At 57.1% G+C, this 16,371-nt stretch carries 15 protein-coding genes; 7 read left to right on the forward strand and 8 right to left on the reverse strand.

Features of this window, described 5'->3' with window-relative positions:
• Nucleotides 1-3 precede the first annotated feature (3 nt).
• The 4 genes from coaBC (at nucleotide 4) to ACXLHR_RS16180 (ending at nucleotide 4,873) form a co-directional block, all read left to right on the forward strand.
• A complete protein-coding gene (coaBC, locus tag ACXLHR_RS16165) occupies nucleotides 4-1,197 on the forward strand; it encodes a bifunctional phosphopantothenoylcysteine decarboxylase/phosphopantothenate--cysteine ligase CoaBC (protein ID WP_458792395.1) in 1,194 nt (397 codons plus the stop codon).
• Nucleotides 1,194-1,643, forward strand: coding sequence for a dUTP diphosphatase (dut, locus tag ACXLHR_RS16170; protein ID WP_458792396.1), 450 nt, complete (start codon nucleotides 1,194-1,196; stop codon nucleotides 1,641-1,643). The genes coaBC and dut overlap by 4 nt, the downstream gene beginning before the upstream one ends.
• On the forward strand, nucleotides 1,640-2,689 hold the full coding sequence (locus ACXLHR_RS16175) for a HesA/MoeB/ThiF family protein (RefSeq protein ID WP_458792397.1): 1,050 nt from the start codon (nucleotides 1,640-1,642) through the stop codon (nucleotides 2,687-2,689). Before dut ends, ACXLHR_RS16175 begins: the two co-directional genes overlap by 4 nt.
• A gap of 165 nt (nucleotides 2,690-2,854) precedes the next feature.
• The gene (locus ACXLHR_RS16180) at nucleotides 2,855-4,873 is read left to right on the forward strand and encodes a M3 family metallopeptidase (RefSeq protein WP_458792398.1); all 2,019 of its coding nucleotides are present in this window, start codon (nucleotides 2,855-2,857) and stop codon (nucleotides 4,871-4,873) included.
• Nucleotides 4,874-4,923: 50 nt separating this feature from the next.
• On the opposite strand, the gene ACXLHR_RS16185 is transcribed toward ACXLHR_RS16180, so the two are convergent.
• Nucleotides 4,924-5,829 carry a cation diffusion facilitator family transporter gene (locus tag ACXLHR_RS16185; RefSeq protein WP_458792399.1) on the reverse strand — a complete coding sequence of 302 codons (906 nt, stop codon included), beginning with the start codon at nucleotides 5,827-5,829 and terminating at the stop codon, nucleotides 4,924-4,926.
• Between the two features lie 4 nt (nucleotides 5,830-5,833).
• A complete protein-coding gene (locus ACXLHR_RS16190) occupies nucleotides 5,834-6,334 on the reverse strand; it encodes an SH3 domain-containing protein (RefSeq protein ID WP_458792400.1) in 501 nt (166 codons plus the stop codon).
• Nucleotides 6,335-6,446: 112 nt separating this feature from the next.
• Between ACXLHR_RS16190 and ACXLHR_RS16195 the strand changes: the two genes are divergently transcribed.
• Nucleotides 6,447-7,433: a 2-hydroxyacid dehydrogenase gene (locus ACXLHR_RS16195; protein WP_458792401.1), complete on the forward strand. Its 987-nt coding sequence runs from the start codon at nucleotides 6,447-6,449 to the stop codon at nucleotides 7,431-7,433.
• Nucleotides 7,434-7,485: 52 nt separating this feature from the next.
• On the opposite strand, the gene ACXLHR_RS16200 is transcribed toward ACXLHR_RS16195, so the two are convergent.
• From ACXLHR_RS16200 to panC, 3 genes are all read right to left on the reverse strand, one after another.
• Nucleotides 7,486-7,641: a hypothetical protein gene (locus tag ACXLHR_RS16200; RefSeq protein ID WP_458792402.1), complete on the reverse strand. Its 156-nt coding sequence runs from the start codon at nucleotides 7,639-7,641 to the stop codon at nucleotides 7,486-7,488.
• A gap of 176 nt (nucleotides 7,642-7,817) precedes the next feature.
• Entirely contained in the window at nucleotides 7,818-8,630 is an 813-nt protein-coding gene (gene panB / locus ACXLHR_RS16205) for a 3-methyl-2-oxobutanoate hydroxymethyltransferase (RefSeq protein WP_458792403.1), read from the reverse strand.
• Nucleotides 8,627-9,430, reverse strand: coding sequence for a pantoate--beta-alanine ligase (gene panC / locus ACXLHR_RS16210; protein ID WP_458792404.1), 804 nt, complete (start codon nucleotides 9,428-9,430; stop codon nucleotides 8,627-8,629). Before panC ends, panB begins: the two co-directional genes overlap by 4 nt.
• Before the next feature lie 214 nt (nucleotides 9,431-9,644).
• On the opposite strand from panC, the gene ACXLHR_RS16215 reads away from it, so the two are divergent.
• Nucleotides 9,645-12,140, forward strand: coding sequence for a GcvT family protein (locus tag ACXLHR_RS16215; protein WP_458792405.1), 2,496 nt, complete (start codon nucleotides 9,645-9,647; stop codon nucleotides 12,138-12,140).
• 106 nt (nucleotides 12,141-12,246) lie between these two features.
• Here ACXLHR_RS16215 and ACXLHR_RS16220 read toward each other — a convergent pair whose 3' ends face one another.
• Entirely contained in the window at nucleotides 12,247-13,317 is a 1,071-nt protein-coding gene (locus tag ACXLHR_RS16220) for an NAD(P)/FAD-dependent oxidoreductase (RefSeq protein WP_458792406.1), read from the reverse strand.
• A gap of 254 nt (nucleotides 13,318-13,571) precedes the next feature.
• Here ACXLHR_RS16220 and ACXLHR_RS16225 point away from each other — a divergent pair, with 254 nt between their 5' ends.
• A complete protein-coding gene (locus tag ACXLHR_RS16225; protein WP_458792407.1) occupies nucleotides 13,572-14,615 on the forward strand; it encodes a YeeE/YedE family protein in 1,044 nt (347 codons plus the stop codon).
• 2 nt (nucleotides 14,616-14,617) lie between these two features.
• On the opposite strand, the gene ACXLHR_RS16230 is transcribed toward ACXLHR_RS16225, so the two are convergent.
• Both ACXLHR_RS16230 and ACXLHR_RS16235 read right to left on the reverse strand, forming a co-directional pair.
• Nucleotides 14,618-15,076, reverse strand: coding sequence for a tRNA (cytidine(34)-2'-O)-methyltransferase (locus ACXLHR_RS16230; RefSeq protein ID WP_458792408.1), 459 nt, complete (start codon nucleotides 15,074-15,076; stop codon nucleotides 14,618-14,620).
• 186 nt (nucleotides 15,077-15,262) lie between these two features.
• A complete protein-coding gene (locus ACXLHR_RS16235; RefSeq protein WP_458792409.1) occupies nucleotides 15,263-16,345 on the reverse strand; it encodes a BMP family ABC transporter substrate-binding protein in 1,083 nt (360 codons plus the stop codon).
• Nucleotides 16,346-16,371 lie beyond the last annotated feature (26 nt).

The following is a 16,371-nucleotide window of genomic DNA, read 5'->3' on the forward strand; positions in this document are numbered from 1 at the left end:
AATATGCTCGCTGACAAACACATCTTGCTGATTATTGGTGGCGGAATCGCGGCGTTCAAATCACTGGATTTGATCAGGCGCCTGCGCGAACGCGGCGCAAAGGTGACGCCGGTACTGACCAGAGCGGGCGCTGAATTTGTGACCCCGTTAAGTGTGTCGGCGTTGGCCGGCGAGAAGATATTTCAGGACCTGTTTGATCTGACGGCCGAGGCCGAGATGGGGCATATCGAACTGTCCCGCGCCGCTGATTTGATTGTTGTGGCACCTGCGACCGCCGATTTGATGGCGAAAATGGCGGGTGGTTTGGCAAATGATCTCGCCTCTACAGTGCTGCTTGCGACCGATAAGCGCGTGCTGGTTGCACCTTCGATGAACGTGCGTATGTGGGAGCACCGTGCGACGCAGCGCAATGTCGAGACCTTGAAATCGGATGGTATTTTGACGGTTGGTCCGCGCGAAGGCGACATGGCCTGTGGCGAATTTGGCTACGGGCGTATGGCCGAGCCGCTAGAGATCGTGGATGCGATTGATGCGGCACTCGGGGGCGGTCCGCTGCAGGGCAAACATGTGCTGGTCACCTCTGGTCCAACACATGAACCGATTGATCCTGTGCGCTATATCGCGAACCGGTCCGCTGGTGCGCAGGGTACGGCGATTGCGCGGGCGCTGGCAGATTTGGGCGCTGATGTGACTTTTATCACCGGTCCTGCCGATGTGCCGCCGCCCCAAGGTGTGCGTGTGATCAAGGTGCAAACTGCTGCGGAAATGTTGGCGGCAGTGATGGATGCGCCTTCGGCAGATGCAGCGATTTTTGCGGCGGCTGTGGCGGATTGGCGTGTGGCGAATGCGGGGGCGAGCAAGATTAAAAAAGACGGGAATGGCTTGCCGACTTTGGAATTTGCGGAGAACCCTGATATTTTGGCGACATTCTCCAAACTCGAAAAGGGACGGTCGAAATTGGTAGTGGGGTTCGCTGCTGAAACAGATGATGTCATTGAAAATGCCACAGCAAAGCGGCTGCGCAAGGGGTGCGACTGGATCGTTGCCAATGACGTGTCACCTGCGACGGGCATTATGGGCGGGTCGGAAAATGATGTGACCTTGATCATGGCCGACGGATCAGAGGATTGGCCGCGCATGAGCAAAGATGCGGTGGCCGCGCGCTTGGCTCTCAAAATTGCAGAGGCGCTGTTATGATCGTGCAATTGGCGTGGGCAGAGGGTGCGGATCGCGATATTGTGTTGCCCGCATACGAGACTGCAGGGGCGGCGGGGGCTGACCTGCGCGCGAATTTTGCTGACGGCCAAGCGGTGACACTAAAAGCGGGCGCGCGGGTTTTGATCCCGACTGGCTTGCGCATGGCGATTGCCGAGGGGTTTGAAGTGCAGATCAGGCCGCGCTCTGGTTTGGCACTGAAATACGGGATCAGCATGGTGAATGCGCCCGGCACAATTGACAGTGATTATCGCGGGTCTGTTGGAGTGATTTTAATAAATATGGGCGATGCCGATTTTGAGGTCACCCACGGGATGCGTATCGCCCAGATGGTCGTGGCGCCTGTAGTGCAAGCGCAATTCGCGCTTGTCGATGTATTGAATGACACCGTGCGCGGTGCGGGCGGTTTCGGGTCAACAGGCGCATGATTACTGTTCTTGCCATGATGGGTGTTTTGTGGGGTATCGGGGCCGCGATGGGTACCCCTAGACGTGCTCGTATGGTGATGGTTTGCGTGCTGATGGCGGGGGTGATTTTTATTCAAATCGAACTGCCTGACGGGCATCCGTTGCGCGAAGCGACTGGCGGCGATGTGCGGCTATGGGCGTTGTTGTTGGCGTTTGTGGCGATCGGCTATGCCTACCGCGCGGGGTTGCGTCGTGTGAAAGCAATGGCCGTTGCGACCCATGCGAAGCCTGTCAAAACAGGTGCATTTGAGAGCGACGAACTGGATCGGTATGCCCGCCATATCATGTTACGCGAAGTTGGTGGACCGGGGCAAAAAGCGCTGAAAAATGCGCGTGTGTTGGTAGTAGGGGCGGGCGGTTTGGGTGCGCCTGCGCTGCAATATCTGGCGGCGGCCGGCGTTGGCACGATTGGCGTGATTGACGATGATGTGGTCGACACCACGAACCTGCAACGCCAAGTGATCCACACCACCGCGCAAATCGGCAGGCCCAAGGTTCACTCTGCTGTCGATGCGATGGCGGCGCTGAACCCGCATGTGACGCTACGCCCATACCACCGCAAGTTTACGTCGGATATCGCGGCTGAATTACTGGCTGATTACGATCTGGTGCTGGACGGGACCGATAATTTCGAAACCCGTTTCGCGGTCAATCTTGCGTGCGCAGTAGCGGGTAAACCCTTGATCGCGGGCGCGTTGACGCAGTGGGAAGGGCAGATGAGCCTTTATGATCCCGCGCGCGGCGCACCGTGTTTTGCCTGCATTTTTCCCAACGCGCCTGATCCTGTTTTGGTGCCAAATTGCGCCGAGGCAGGTGTGATCGGGCCCTTGCCAGGGGTGATCGGCGCGATGATGGCGCTGGAGGCGGTCAAGGAAATTACCGGCGCTGGCGAGGGTTTGCGAGGCAAACTACTGATTTATGACGCACTTTACGTGCAAACCCGCGTCATTTCAGCCAGCAGACGCGATGATTGCGAAGTCTGCGCTGGGCGTCACGCGCCTGCGTAGCGCAGTGATATTTAAACCAACAAACGGTGGACGTCGCGCATGAAGTTGGTCGCTAGCTATACGCGAGCCATTTGCGCAATTTCGAGCGCAGAATGCACAAGCGTTAGGTCAGCACTGGCGCAACGCGGCGGCGCACCCTAGGTTGTGGAAAAAGGAGATTTCCCCATGACCAATCCGCTTTTGTCCGACTGGGACACCCCGTTTCAATTGCCGCCGTTCGAGGCGATTTCTGACGATGATTTTATGCCTGCAGTTGATGCCGCGTTAGAAGCGGCGAAGGCCAATATCGATGCGATTACGGGGAATACCGAGGCCCCGACATTTGCCAATACGATTGAGAAATTGGAGATGGCCGAGGATCTGTTGGGCCGTGTTTTGGGGACGTTTTATACCGTTGCAGGGGCGGATAGTAACCCCGCGCGCGAGGCGTTACAGCGTGAGTTTGCGCCTAAATTGAGTGCATATGGGTCGTGGATCACGGCGAATACGGCGTTATTCGAGCGGGTTGAAACTCTTTGGGATCAACGTGATGACCTTGGTCTGAGTGATGAACAAGCGCGGGTGTTGATGTTGACGCGGCGCGGGTTTGTGCGGGCGGGGGCACAGTTGACGGGGGCGGCGGCGGATCGTTTGCGTGATGTGAAGTCACGGTTGTCGGTTTTAGGCACGCAGTTCACGCAGAACCTGCTGGCGGATGAACGATCGTGGACGATGGCGCTGGACAAGGACGGGTTGGCGGGGCTGCCTGATTTTGTGATTGCGACGGCAAAGGCGGCGGGAAACGAAAAGGGTGCTGATGGGCCTGTTGTGACGCTGTCGCGCTCGTTGATCGTGCCGTTTTTGCAATTTTCGGAACGTCGTGATTTGCGCGAGAAAGCCTATGATGCTTGGACCGCGCGTGGGGCCAATGTGGGCGAGACGGATAACCGTGGGATTGCGGCGGAAACTTTGGCGTTGCGTCATGAGCGTGCGCAGCTTTTGGGCTATGACGACTTTGCGAATTACAAGTTAGAGACTGAAATGGCGGGCACGCCTGAGGCGGTGCGCGGGTTGTTGATGGAGGTCTGGAAACCTGCCAAGGCGGCGGCAGAGCATGACGCTAAGCAGTTGGAAAGATTGCTACATTCGGATGGATGGGAAGGGCCGTTGCAGCCTTGGGATTGGCGGTTTTATAGTGAAAAACGCCGCAAGGAATTGCACGATCTGGATGAGGCCGAGTTGAAGCCTTATTTGCAATTGGATCGCATGATCGAGGCGGCGTTTGTCTGTGCAAATCGTTTGTTTGGCTTGGAATTTGCGCCGATTGAAGCACCGAAATACCATGATGATGTGCGCACATGGGAGGTGACGCGTGGCGGTCAGCATGTGGCGGTTTTCATTGGCGATTACTTTGCGCGGGGCTCAAAACGGTCGGGCGCGTGGTGTTCCGCGATGCGGTCGCAGCAGAAATTGGCGGGGGATATCAGGCCCCATGTGATTAATGTTTGCAACTTTGCCAAGCCCGAGGATGGCGCGCCTGCGTTGCTGTCTTACGACGATGCGCGCACGTTGTTTCACGAGTTTGGTCATGCGTTGCACCAGATGTTATCGGATGTGACTTACGAAAGCATCAGTGGCACATCGGTCGCGCGAGATTTTGTGGAATTGCCCAGTCAGTTGTACGAACACTGGTTGGAAGTGCCTGAAGTTCTTGCAGAATTTGCGATCCATGCGGTAACGGGAAAACCGATGCCAGAGGATTTGTTGACCCGTATGTTGGGGGCAGCGACCTATGATATGGGGTTCTCAACTGTCGAATATGTTGCCTCGGCGTTGGTAGATCTGGCGTTTCACGAGGGTGCCGCGCCCAGTGATCCGATGCAGAAACAAGCGCAGGTTTTGGAAGATATTGGCATGCCGCATGCTATCGGGATGCGCCATGCTACGCCGCAGTTTGCCCATGTATTTGCGGGTGACGGGTATTCTTGCGGCTACTACAGTTACATGTGGTCCGAGGTGATGGATGCTGATGCATTTGCCGCATTTGAAGAGGGGGAGGGGCCGTTTGACCCGATCCTGGCAAAGCGGTTGGAGCAGACCATTTTGTCGTCGGGCGGGTCTGTGGATGCGGCGGAATTATATACCAAATTCCGTGGGCGGATGCCGGGCGTTGAGGCGTTGTTGAAGGGGCGCGGCTTGGCTTAACCGCCTGTCTTTATCGCGTCTTCTTTGCGTCTTGCACGTGTCTAGACGATTTAGCGCGTGTCCTCGGGGTGTTTTTCGACGCCGGCCGGGTCTTTGTGGATAAGAACATCGGCGCGGGGGTACGCGTCGGTGATCGCGCGGCGTAGGGCTGCGCTGATACGATGCGCGTCTTCAAGGGTTTGAGTGCCGTCAAGTTCGATATGCAGGTTCACAAACACCGCAGACCCGGCGACCCGTGTTTTCAGATCGTGGTAGCCATGCACCCCTTGGAAGTTTGTGGCGATGTCTGCGATGCCCGCGATCATTTCGGGGTCGGCTTGCCGGTCCATCAGCGCGTCAAATGCGGCTTTGCCGATGCGCGATGCACCGAACGCAAGCAGGACGGCGGCGGCGAGTGCCACAATGCTGTCGATCTGCCCGATGCCAAATTGTGCCGAGGCCCAGAGTGCCAGCAGCGCGCCGACGTTAGGGATGAGGTCGCCCAAATAGTGCAGGCTATCGGCAGCCACCACGCGGTTGCCGGTGCGGGCCGCGACGCGCCGTTGCCAGACCACTAATGCGAGGGTGAGAACGATCGACAAGGTGATGATGGCCATGCCGCTCGTCTCATTTTCCGGGAGAGCCACCGTGTCGTCGAGCAGACGCATGATCGCGGCAGAGGCGATGACGACGGCCGAAATCATGATGAAGACGGATTGGCCGAGTGCCGCCAGATCTTCGGCGCTGGTATGGCCAAAGTTGTGATCGTCGTCGGCGGGTTTGGCGGCGTAGGCAATGGCGACCAAACCGCCAAGCGACATCATCAGGTCCATCGCGCTATCGGCCAATGTCGCAGCAATCGCCAGCGAGCCGGTTTGCCCCAGCGCCCAGAGTTTGCCGATCACAAGGATCAGCGCCACAGTCACAGAGAGCGTGCCGGCCGAGAGGTTGAGGCGGGTATCAGTGTTCAGGCTCATGTGCTTAGTCGAGTATTTCAGTGTCGGTGATGCCCCAGAGCGTGGATTTTGGCGCCCAGCCGCGATAGCCCTCTGCGTTGAGGCGGCACCATTGCAGGGCGCATTCCTCTATTTTGGCGATGACGCCTGCTTCCAGTTCGGCGTTTTCGCGAGAGGCGTTATCGGCGCGGGCGCGCAGGATCAGGTGGTCTTGGTCGACGATCACAGTACGGGTGCCGGAAATCATGGTGTAATGCACCCAGCCACCCAAGCCCTCGCGGTCAATCACACGCCGCCAGTGTCCGTATTCTGCGACCACTTGCAGTGGCATGTTTCTGCGTTTGAACACCCAGTCGATTCTGTGGGTCAGGGACGGGCCGCGCCGCACGTTGGCCTCGGACGCCTTGAGCGAGACGAAGCGTGGCATCGGCAGATTGGTTTCGGGGCCGATTGTGCTGGCGTCCTGACCGACTGCGGTGCTTGCGCATAACAGTGCCACACATACCCATTTTGCCAATGAAAACATTGCCTGATCGCCTTTATCACTGCATTTCGCGCGCATCGGTTCTTGTGCCTTGCGTCGCTTTCTTGCAACCTGACATTTAAGTGCTGATTTGAAAAGCAGGGGAGTGAGTTTCATGGCAGGTAAACGGCTAAGTGTTGTTGTGACGCGACGATTACCGGATGTTGTCGAGACCCGGTTGAGCGAGTTATTTGATGTCAAACTGCGGGATGACGATTTGCCGATGAGCCGCGAGGCCTTGGCCGAGGCGATGCGGACCGCTGACGTGCTGGTGCCGACGATTACCGATCAGATTGATGCGGGTTTATTGGCGGGTGCGGGCGAGAAACTGCGTTTGATTGCCCATTACGGTGCAGGAGTGGACAACATTGATGTGTCGACCGCCCGTCAGCGCGGGATTCAGGTGAGCAACACGCCCGGTGTGACGACGGATGATACGGCAGATATGGCGATGGCGCTGATGCTGGCGGTGACGCGGCGTATTCCCGAGGGGTTGCGTGTGATGCAAAGTGGTGAATGGCAGGGCTGGAGCCCGACCGCGATGTTGGGTGGCCGTATTGGTGGCCGGCGTTTGGGGATTTTGGGCATGGGCCGTATTGGTCAGGCTGTCGCGCGCCGTGCTGCGGCCTTTGGTATGCAGGTGCATTATCACAATCGCAAGCGTTTGCGCCCTGAGGTCGAGGAAAAGCTGAATGTGACTTATTGGGAGAGCCTTGATCAAATGGTGGCCCGTATGGATGTGGTGTCGGTAAGTTGTCCGCATACGCCGTCGACGTTTCATTTGATGAATGCGCGCCGTTTGAAGTTGATGAAGCCGGATGCGGTTTTGATCAACGTGTCGCGTGGCGAGGTGGTGGATGAAAACGCGCTGACCCGTATGTTGCGTAATGGTGAATTGGCGGGGGCCGGACTGGATGTTTTCGAGAATGCGAGCGATATCAATCCGCGCTTGAAAGAGCTGCCGAATGTTGTGCTGCTGCCGCATATGGGGTCTGCGACCGTCGAGGGCCGGATTGAGATGGGTGAAAAAGTAATCATCAACATCAAGACGTTTGCCGATGGGCATCGTCCGCCAGATTTGGTCGTTCCAGCGATGTTATAAGGGTATGGTCGGGCCGTGGGGCCCGATCTATTTATGTATGCTGCAGGCCCGTCTAGCGTGCGTTATCCTCTAGGGTGAGGACATAGTTAGACGCAGAAAAGCGCAGCATGGAATTGTCGTCGCGCGTCGATATATGCTTGCCCTGCGCGTCCGTACAGGCGCCCAAAACCGACATCATGACGAACGCGAACACGGTTGTTCGGGCCATTGTCGTTATCCTCAATAGTCCACTTCTAGTGAGTGGTAGCCAATATATAGCACATCTTGTGGCGAATTGCGAGAGGGGAAAGAAGAAATACTCTTCCCCGTCAAACGTTTAACGCGGGTGGCATATTTAGATATTTTGGATGCGGAGCTGACTATAGATAGAAAGGCCGTGTGGATTTAGCGGTACACCTCGTCTTCGGACGGGAACGAGCGGTCTTTGACGTCGGCGGCGTAACGTTTGACCGAGTCTTCGATCATCGGGCCGAGGTCGCCGTACACTTTCACGAATTTTGGGGTCCACGGGTTCATGCCAAGCATGTCTTCGAGCACCAGAATTTGTCCGTCGCAGTCCGCAGATGCGCCGATGCCGATGGTCGGGATTGCAATCTCTTTGGTGATTTTTGCCGCGAGTGGTTCAACCATGCCTTCAAGGACGACTGCGAAGGCACCTGCGTCAGTGACCGCGTGCGCGTCGGCAATATGTGCGGCCCATGTGTCTTCATCGCGTCCTTGGGTTTTGAAACCGCCCATGACGTGTGACGATTGTGGTGTCAGGCCGATGTGGGCCATGACGGGGATGCCGCGTTCGGTCAGGAATTTGATGGTTTCGCCCATGCGTGACCCACCTTCGAGTTTGACTGCGCCGCAGCCGGTTTCTTTCATGATTTTGGCGGCGTTGCGAAAGGCGATGTTGGGGGATTCTTCGTAAGAGCCGAAGGGCATGTCGACGACGATCAGCGCCTTTTTGGTGCCGCGCACAACAGCTTTGCCGTGCATGATCATCAGGTCAAGCGGGACGCCCACGGTGCTATCCATGCCGTGCATGACCATGCCAAGGCTATCGCCCACAAGGATAAAGTCGGCGTATTTGTCAACGATGGCGGCCGTGTGCGCGTGGTAAGAGGTCAGGGACACGATTGGTTCGCCGCCTTTGCGTTTTGCGATTTGCGGCACCGTGTTGCGGCGGATTTGCTCGGTTTGAACGCTCATGGTGTGACTTCCTTTTGGTCGATCAGTAGGATTTCGCCGAATTGTGCTGACACCATGATCCCCACGGAGGTGGTTGGTTTGCCAGTGACGGGGGCGAAAGTGGTTGAGTCTACGATATCGACCACGGGGGTGTGCGCAAGGGGTTCTGTGCCGATTGTCGCGAGGATTGCGGCGCTGGCGGTCTGGGCGGTTTCGCCGGATTTGAGCAGTGCCTCTGCGGCGGTTAGGGCGGTGATCAGGATGGGGGCTGCTGCGCGGTGTTCCGGAGTAAGCCGCACGTTGCGCGAGGACATCGCGACGCCGTCTGCTTCGCGGACGGTTGGGACGCCGTGGATTGCGATAGGGTGGTGCAGATCATGGACCATGCGCCGGATCACCGCCAGTTGTTGATAGTCTTTTTCGCCAAAGTAGGCCGCGTCTGCACCGATGATGTTAAAGAGTTTGGTCACGACTGTTGCAACGCCACGGTAATGGCCGGGCCGTGTGATACCTTGCAGCATATTGGCGAGGCCTGTGGTTTCCACGATAGTTTCGTCGCCTGCACGATAGATTTCATGCACGTCGGGCAGGAAGACCGCGGCCACGCCTGCGGCGCGTAGCATGGCCAGATCGGCGTCTTCTGTGCGCGGATAGGTTTCGAGGTCGGCGGGATTGCCGAATTGTGAGGGGTTCACGAAGATCGTCGCAACCACATTGGGATGCGCGTCTGTGCCTGCTTTGACCAGTGCCATGTGGCCCGCGTGCAGTGCGCCCATGGTGGTGACAAGGCCAACGCTGCCTTGCCGACGTAGGTCACGCATGGTGTTTCGAATGTCTTGGACGGTGCGGCAAATCTTCATCTTGTGGCCCTGTCTGAGTGGTTAAGCGATTAATAGACAGCGGGTGCTTGTGCAGTCTAGGTCGTTTTTGCGGCTGCTGTCGCTATTGTGCGCTGACTGGTCGGCTGGTTCTGGTGTTGGGATGCGTTTTTGCGCAAATTGGCGGTAACGCATAGTCCCAGAGGAATCGCAGCCCATGAAAACCAATGTCAAAGCTCTTGTTGTCGGTGGTGGTGCCGTTGGCACGTCGATTGCGTATCATCTGGCCAAGGCGGGCTGGGATGATGTGATGCTCTTGGAACGCGATGAGTTGACGTCGGGGTCCACGTGGCACGCGGCGGGATTGTTGCCGTTGTTTAACATGTCGTTTGCGACCACGCATATTCATAAATATTCGGTCGAGTTTTATAAGGCGTTGGAGGCCGAGACGGGTTTGAATGCGGGGTTTGCGGTGGTTGGGAATTTGCGCATGGCGCAGACCGACGCGCGGATGGACGAGTTTATGTTGTATGCGTCCACAGCCGAGACTTGTGATGTGCCGTATGAGTGGATGACGCCTGATCAGATCAAGGCGAAGTGGCCGTTGATCCGCACCGAGGATTTGAAGGGCGCGCTGTATCATCAGACGGATGGGTATATTAACCCTGCGGATGTGACCCAAGCGATGGCGAAGGGGGCCCGTCAACGTGGTGTGATGATCGAGCGTAAGTGGCAGGCGGATGCGTTTCATTGGACTGGCACACATTGGGAAGTGACTTGTGTGAAGATGGTTGAGAAGGGCGGGAACCTTGTGCCGTCTGACGAGACTGTTGTGATTACGGCTGAACATGTTGTGACTGCGTCAGGGAACCATGCGCAGACGACGGCGCGCAAACTGGGGATCAAGATCCCAGCGATCCCTGTCGAGCATCAGTTCATTGTTATGGATCAAGACCCTGATCTGGTGAAGTTCCGTGCCGAGGGGCATGTCGAGCATCCTGTGGTGCGCGATGCCGATGCGCAGTCGTACGTGCGTGAAGAACGTGGTGGCTGGATTTTGGGGGTCTATGAAAAGGGGGCCCCTGCGTGTTTTGAATATGGCGTGCCTGATAGTTTCCGCGCTGATCTGTTCCCGCTCGATCTGGAGCGGATCGAGGCGCAGTATATGGCGATGATCCACCGGATTCCGTCGTGTGAAGAGAGTGGCTTGAAGGACGACTTCAACGGACCGATTTGCTATACGCCTGATGGCAATCCGTTGGTCGGACCCGCGCCTGGATTGCGCAACATGTGGCTGGCTGAGGGGTTCTCGTTTGGCATTACTGCTGCGGGTGGTACGGGGTATTATTTGGCGCAGTTGATGGTTGAGGGGGAGGCCGAGATCGACATGGCGTCGCTTGATCCCAAGCGGTACGGCGACTGGATGACGACCGAGTATGCGGCGCGCAAGAACGAGGAATGTTACGACCACGTTTATGTATTGCATCACCCTGATGAGGAGCGCCCTGCGTGTCGTCCGTTGCGCACGGCGCCTGCGTATGATCGTCAAGCCGCGCGTGGTGCGCAGTTCGGGTTTGTGAATGGTTGGGAGCGTCCGAATTATTATGCGCCGATGGGGTTTGATGACCATGAGGCGCGTAGTTTCCGCCGTGGTGGCTGGTGGCAATATGCTGTGGACGAGGCCAAGGCTATCCGTGAGGGCGTTGGTCTGATTGATGCTACGGCGTTTACGAAACATGTGGTGAAGGGGGCGGGTGCGACGGCGTTTTTGGATTGGTTTACGACGAATAAACTGCCGAAGATTGGCCGGATTAACCTGACTTATGCGCTGACTGCGCACGGCACGACCCGCACGGAATATACGATTGTGCGGATGGCGGAGGATGAATATTATCTGGTGTCCGCAGGGGCTTGGACGGCGTACGATGCCGATTTCTTGCGTAAGGCTGTGGAAGATAAAGAGGCTGAGTTCGGTCGTATTGATGTGCAGAACGTGACGACCCAGTGGGGAGTGTTTGCGATTGCGGGGCCAAAAGCCCGCGCGGTTTTGATGGATGTGATTAAGGATGCGGAGCCTGAAACGGCGCTGTCCAATAAGCGCTTTCCTTGGTTGTCGGCCAAAAAGATCGAGCTGGGCATGTGTCCTGTGAACGCGATCCGCGTGGCTTATACGGGCGAGTTGGGTTGGGAGTTGCATCATCCGATGGAGATGCAGAATTACCTGTTTGATCTGCTGGAGAAGGCTGGTGAAAAACATGGCATGAAGCTGGTTGGTGCGCGTGCGCAAAACTGGTTGCGTCAGGAGAAATCCTACCGTGCGTTTGGCACTGAGCTGGGCCGTGATGCCACGCCAGTTGAGGCCGATTTGCCGCGGTTCATTGATATGGGTAAAGAGTTTCATGGCAAGGATGCGATGGTTGCCAAGGGGGTGCGGTCGAAATGTGTAACCGTGCTGATTGACGGGCCTGATGACGCCGATCCGTGGGGGCGTGAGGCGCTTTATGATATGAATGGCAACCGCATTGGCCGTTTGACGTCGGGCGGCTATTCTGTCGCGTTCGAGAAATCGATTGGCATGGGGTATGTGGCCCCTGCGTTGGCCGAAGTTGGCACACAGGTGCAGGTCAAGATGCTGGATAAGTTGTGGCCTGCGGTGATTGTCGAGGATAGCCCCTATGATCCGAAAAACGCGACGATCCGCATGGACGGGTAGCTGCGCCGATAGCATACTTATTTGTTGGAAGCATAATCCCTTCGAGATCATACGTCTTGGAGGGGTTTTCATGTCTGATGGCAGCGCACCCCCCGGGGTTCCGCGTTTAGCGGAACCTTGCGGGTGAGAGGGCTGTAACGCTGGCGTCGTCGATGCGCGGGGCGGCGTTGTTGACGAGGTCGGCGAGAAGTTGTCCTGCGGCGGGGCCGGATTGCATGCCATAGCCGCCTTGACCTGCGCACCAGATGAAAGTGGGGTGGGTCGGGTCGGGGCCGATCACGAGGGTCCGGTCGGGAGAAAATGTGCGCAAACCTGCCCATGATGCGACCAGACGGGTTACGGGTTCAGTCACACATTCTTCGTAGCGCGCCATGCCTTCGGCGAGAACCATGTCGTCGACAAACGCGTCGTGCGGGTCCATCAGGTGTTCTTCGGCAGGGGATACGATGAGCGCGCCTGCGTCGGGTTTAGCATACCACGCCTCTTTGGCGGCAAAGATCATTGGCCATGTCGAGACGTCAAAGCCGCCCGGTGCGGGGATGCGTCCCATAGAGCGGCGCAGCGGCTTGAAGCCGATGGGTGTGATGCCCGCCATTTGGGCGATGTAGTCGACCCATGGTCCTGCTGCGTTGATTAACATTGCGGCGGAATGGGATTCTGTTTTTGTGCTGACAGTCCAGCCTGACGCTGTTTTTGCGATGTCTGTGACAGCGGATTTTGTCTGGATGGTGCCGCCGTTTTTGCGGATGGTTTTCACAAAGGTCTGGATCAGCAAATCGGTGTCCATATCCCATGCATCGGCGTGGTAGCCTGCGCGGTCGATATGGGTCGTGTTCAAGATCGGCACCATAGCTTTGGCCTCTGACATGGTCATCGCGTCGAGACCCATCTGGGCGTGTTCGGCGTCAAAGGTATCAGCGTCGTTTGGTGTGCCAACGAGCATCAGGCCGCGCGGCGTAAGGATATTGTTTTCAACGTGGTAGTCGCGCGATGCGGCATTCAGCACAACGGTCGCCGGTTTGCCGTAGCTTTCCTCGAACAGCGCGGCAGAACGCCCTGAGGCGTGGTATGCGAGGTTGGGTTCCGTCTCTAGTAACAGGACCGTTCCGAGTGATGAAAGGTAGGCGGCTGCTGAGGTGCCCGCGACGCCGCCACCGATGATGATGAAATCTGTCATGCGGTGATGTTGGCATGAGGTTTTGAGGGGTGCAAGCATTGGTGTCGTGATCCTGCAGAATTCGTGAAGATTGCGGATGAGGGACAGCGGTGTCGTTGTGGCTGCTGCGTCAGATTGATGAGGATGGGTTTTGGCCGGAATCGGGAAAGTGTTGCGAAATTTTAGCATTATTGGGAAATTGTTCTGATTGGCTGGTTTGACTTTTGTGCAATCGGAATTGATATCCTGCGGAGTGCTTTATTGAGGGTTTCGCGATGCTGTTGGAGAGTTTTGGTTTCGGGCTAGATGCCCTGACGTTGCAGGTGATTTTTGGTCTGGTGATCGGGCTGGTCTTCGGGATTGCGGCGCAGGTGTCGCGATTCTGTTTGCGTCGCTCGATTGCGGGCCAGAATGCAGAGCGCGGACCTGCGGCAGCGGTTTGGCTGATTGCACTGGCGACCGCAATTACCGGGTTTCTGGTGGCGGATATCTTGGGGTTTGTGGCGCTGGACGGGCATCGATATCTTGATCTGGACCTGCCCTATCTAGCGATTATTGTGGGCGGGCTCGCCTTTGGTGCGGGCATGATTTTGACCCGTGGGTGTGTGTCGCGGCTGACCGTTCTTAGTGCGACGGGCAATATGCGCGCGGTTACGGTGTTGATGATTTTTGCGTTTGTCGCCCATGCGACGATCAAGGGTGTGTTTGCACCGTTGCGCACGGCGTTGGGTGCAGTGACTGTGCCGCTGCCGTTTGGATCGTTTGCTAGCTTGCCGCTGGGTGCGCCGATTGCGGCGGCTTTAGTGATTGCGGCGGCGCTATATCTGGTGAACCGTTACCGCCCAAAGTTGCGTGACGGAATTGCGGGCGTGTTGATTGGCCTGACGGCTGTTGTGGGTTGGTCGGCGACGAGTGTGTTGTTGTTTGACGAGTTTGATCCGCTGACGGTGCAATCGGTCGCGTTTACCCTGCCGTGGACTGACACGTTGTTCTGGTTCATTGCGTCGACCTCTATTCCCGCCGGATTTGGCACCGGCTTGATCGGTGGCGTGCTACTGGGCAGTTTTTTCAGTGGATTGCTGCGCGGGGGGTTGAAGCTGGAAGGGTTTGAAGGACCGCAGCAGTTTGTGCGCTATGCGCTGGGCGCCGCGTTGATGGGTGTTGGCGGGGTTCTAGCGGGTGGTTGCACGGTGGGTGCGGGCCTGAGCGGATCGGCGACGTTAAGCGTGGCGGCGTTGCTGGCGCTGGTCAGTATTGTGGCGGGCGGCGTGTTGGCGTCGCGCGTCACCACGCGGGTCGGCGTGCCGGCCTTGGCGTAAGCCTAACCGCCCAACTGTGTGCGCATCGCTTGGTAGATCACAGCGGTGGCCACATTGGCGAGGTTGAGCGAGCGGACTTGTTTGTTGTGCATTGGCAGGTGGAAAATGCGGTCTTGCAGGTCATCTAGGATCGCGAGGGGCAACCCTTTGGATTCGCAGCCGAAGACGAGGTAGCAATCGTCTTGGTAGGTGGGGGCATAGACGCTTTCTGCGCCGTTTTCTTCAAAGAAGTAGAGGTGGTCGCGCGGTGGTTTTCGCAGCTCAAGAAACTGGTCCCAGCTATCGTATTCGCTGAGGTGAACGTGGTGCCAGTAGTCGGTGCCCGCGCGGCGCACGGATTTTTCGTCGAGTGAGAAGCCTAAGGGTTTTATCAGGATCAGTTCGAGGTTGAGTGCCACGCAGGTGCGTCCGATGGCGCCCGTGTTCCACGGAATTTCAGGTGTCACGAGGACAATTTTCATGTGGGGTGCGGACATCCGGTAACTTTCGACGTTTGTGGGCGGGGTTTGTTGCTAGTAGCCTACCCGAGCCCTGTGCGACAGTGCCAAGTTTTCAGGCGGAGCTATCGTCGCGTTAGTAGAGTCTTGTGTCCAACGCAAAAGGCCCGCCATTGCTGACGGGCCTTTGTGGTGTGATGTGAGTGCAGGTTACTGCGGGATGTCGCCGACAAGACCTTCGACGTAGAAGTTCATGCCTGCCAGTGTGCCGTCGTCTGCAGTCTCGCCTTCAGCCAACCATGCAGAGCCGTCTTGTTTGTTCAACGGACCTGTGAAGGCGTGGTAGGAGCCGTCGCCAAGGCTGTCGCGCAGGGCTTCTGCGGAAGCTTTGATGTCGGCTGGCACCGCGTCGGAGATTTCACCGATGGCTACCATGCCAGCGCCAATGCCGTCCCAAGTGTTGCCGCTGGTCCAAGTGCCGTCGATGACAGCCTTGGTGCGTGCGATGTAGTAGGGTGCCCAGTCGTCGATGATCGAAGAGACGCGTGGGTGTGGTGCAAATTCGGACATGTCAGAGGCTTGACCGAATGTGATCACGTTGCCAGCGGCCTGCGCTGCGGCTTGTGGTGCCGTGCTGTCTGTGTGCTGCAAGATCACGTCTGCGCCTTGCTCGATCAGAACGGTGGCTGCTTCTGCTTCTTTAGCTGGATCAAACCATGTGTAGGCCCAGACGATTTTGAATTCGACGTCAGGGTTTACGGCTTTTGCCTGAATATAAGCTGCGTTGATGCCGCGGATAACTTCGGGGATCGGGAAGGAGCCGATATAGCCGATGATGTTGGATTCGGTCATCGAGCCAGCAATGTGGCCTTGCACAGCGCGGCCTTCGTAGAAACGTGCCGAGTATGTCGCCACGTTGTCAGACTGTTTGAAACCTGTGGCATGTTCGAATTTCACGTCAGGAAATTTTGCGGCAACGTTCATTGTCGGGTCCATAAACCCGAAAGATGTTGCGAAAATCAGGTCTGCGCCGCCAAGCGCCATTTGTGTCATGACACGTTCTGCATCTGGTCCTTCTGGCACGCTTTCGACGTAGACGGTTTCAATCGCATCACCGAATTCTTCTTCGATGGCCAAGCGTCCTTGGTTATGTTCATGTGACCAGCCGCCGTCACCGATTGGCCCGACGTAGATAAAGCCGACTTTGGTTTTGTCTTGTGCAAATGCTGCGGTGCCAAGTGATGCAATCAGAACTGATGCTGCGGTCGTTGCGAGTAGTGATCTTCTTTTCAAGGTCTTTTCTCCCGTTGGTGCCAGTG

Source organism: Yoonia sp. MH D7 (assembly GCF_054439475.1).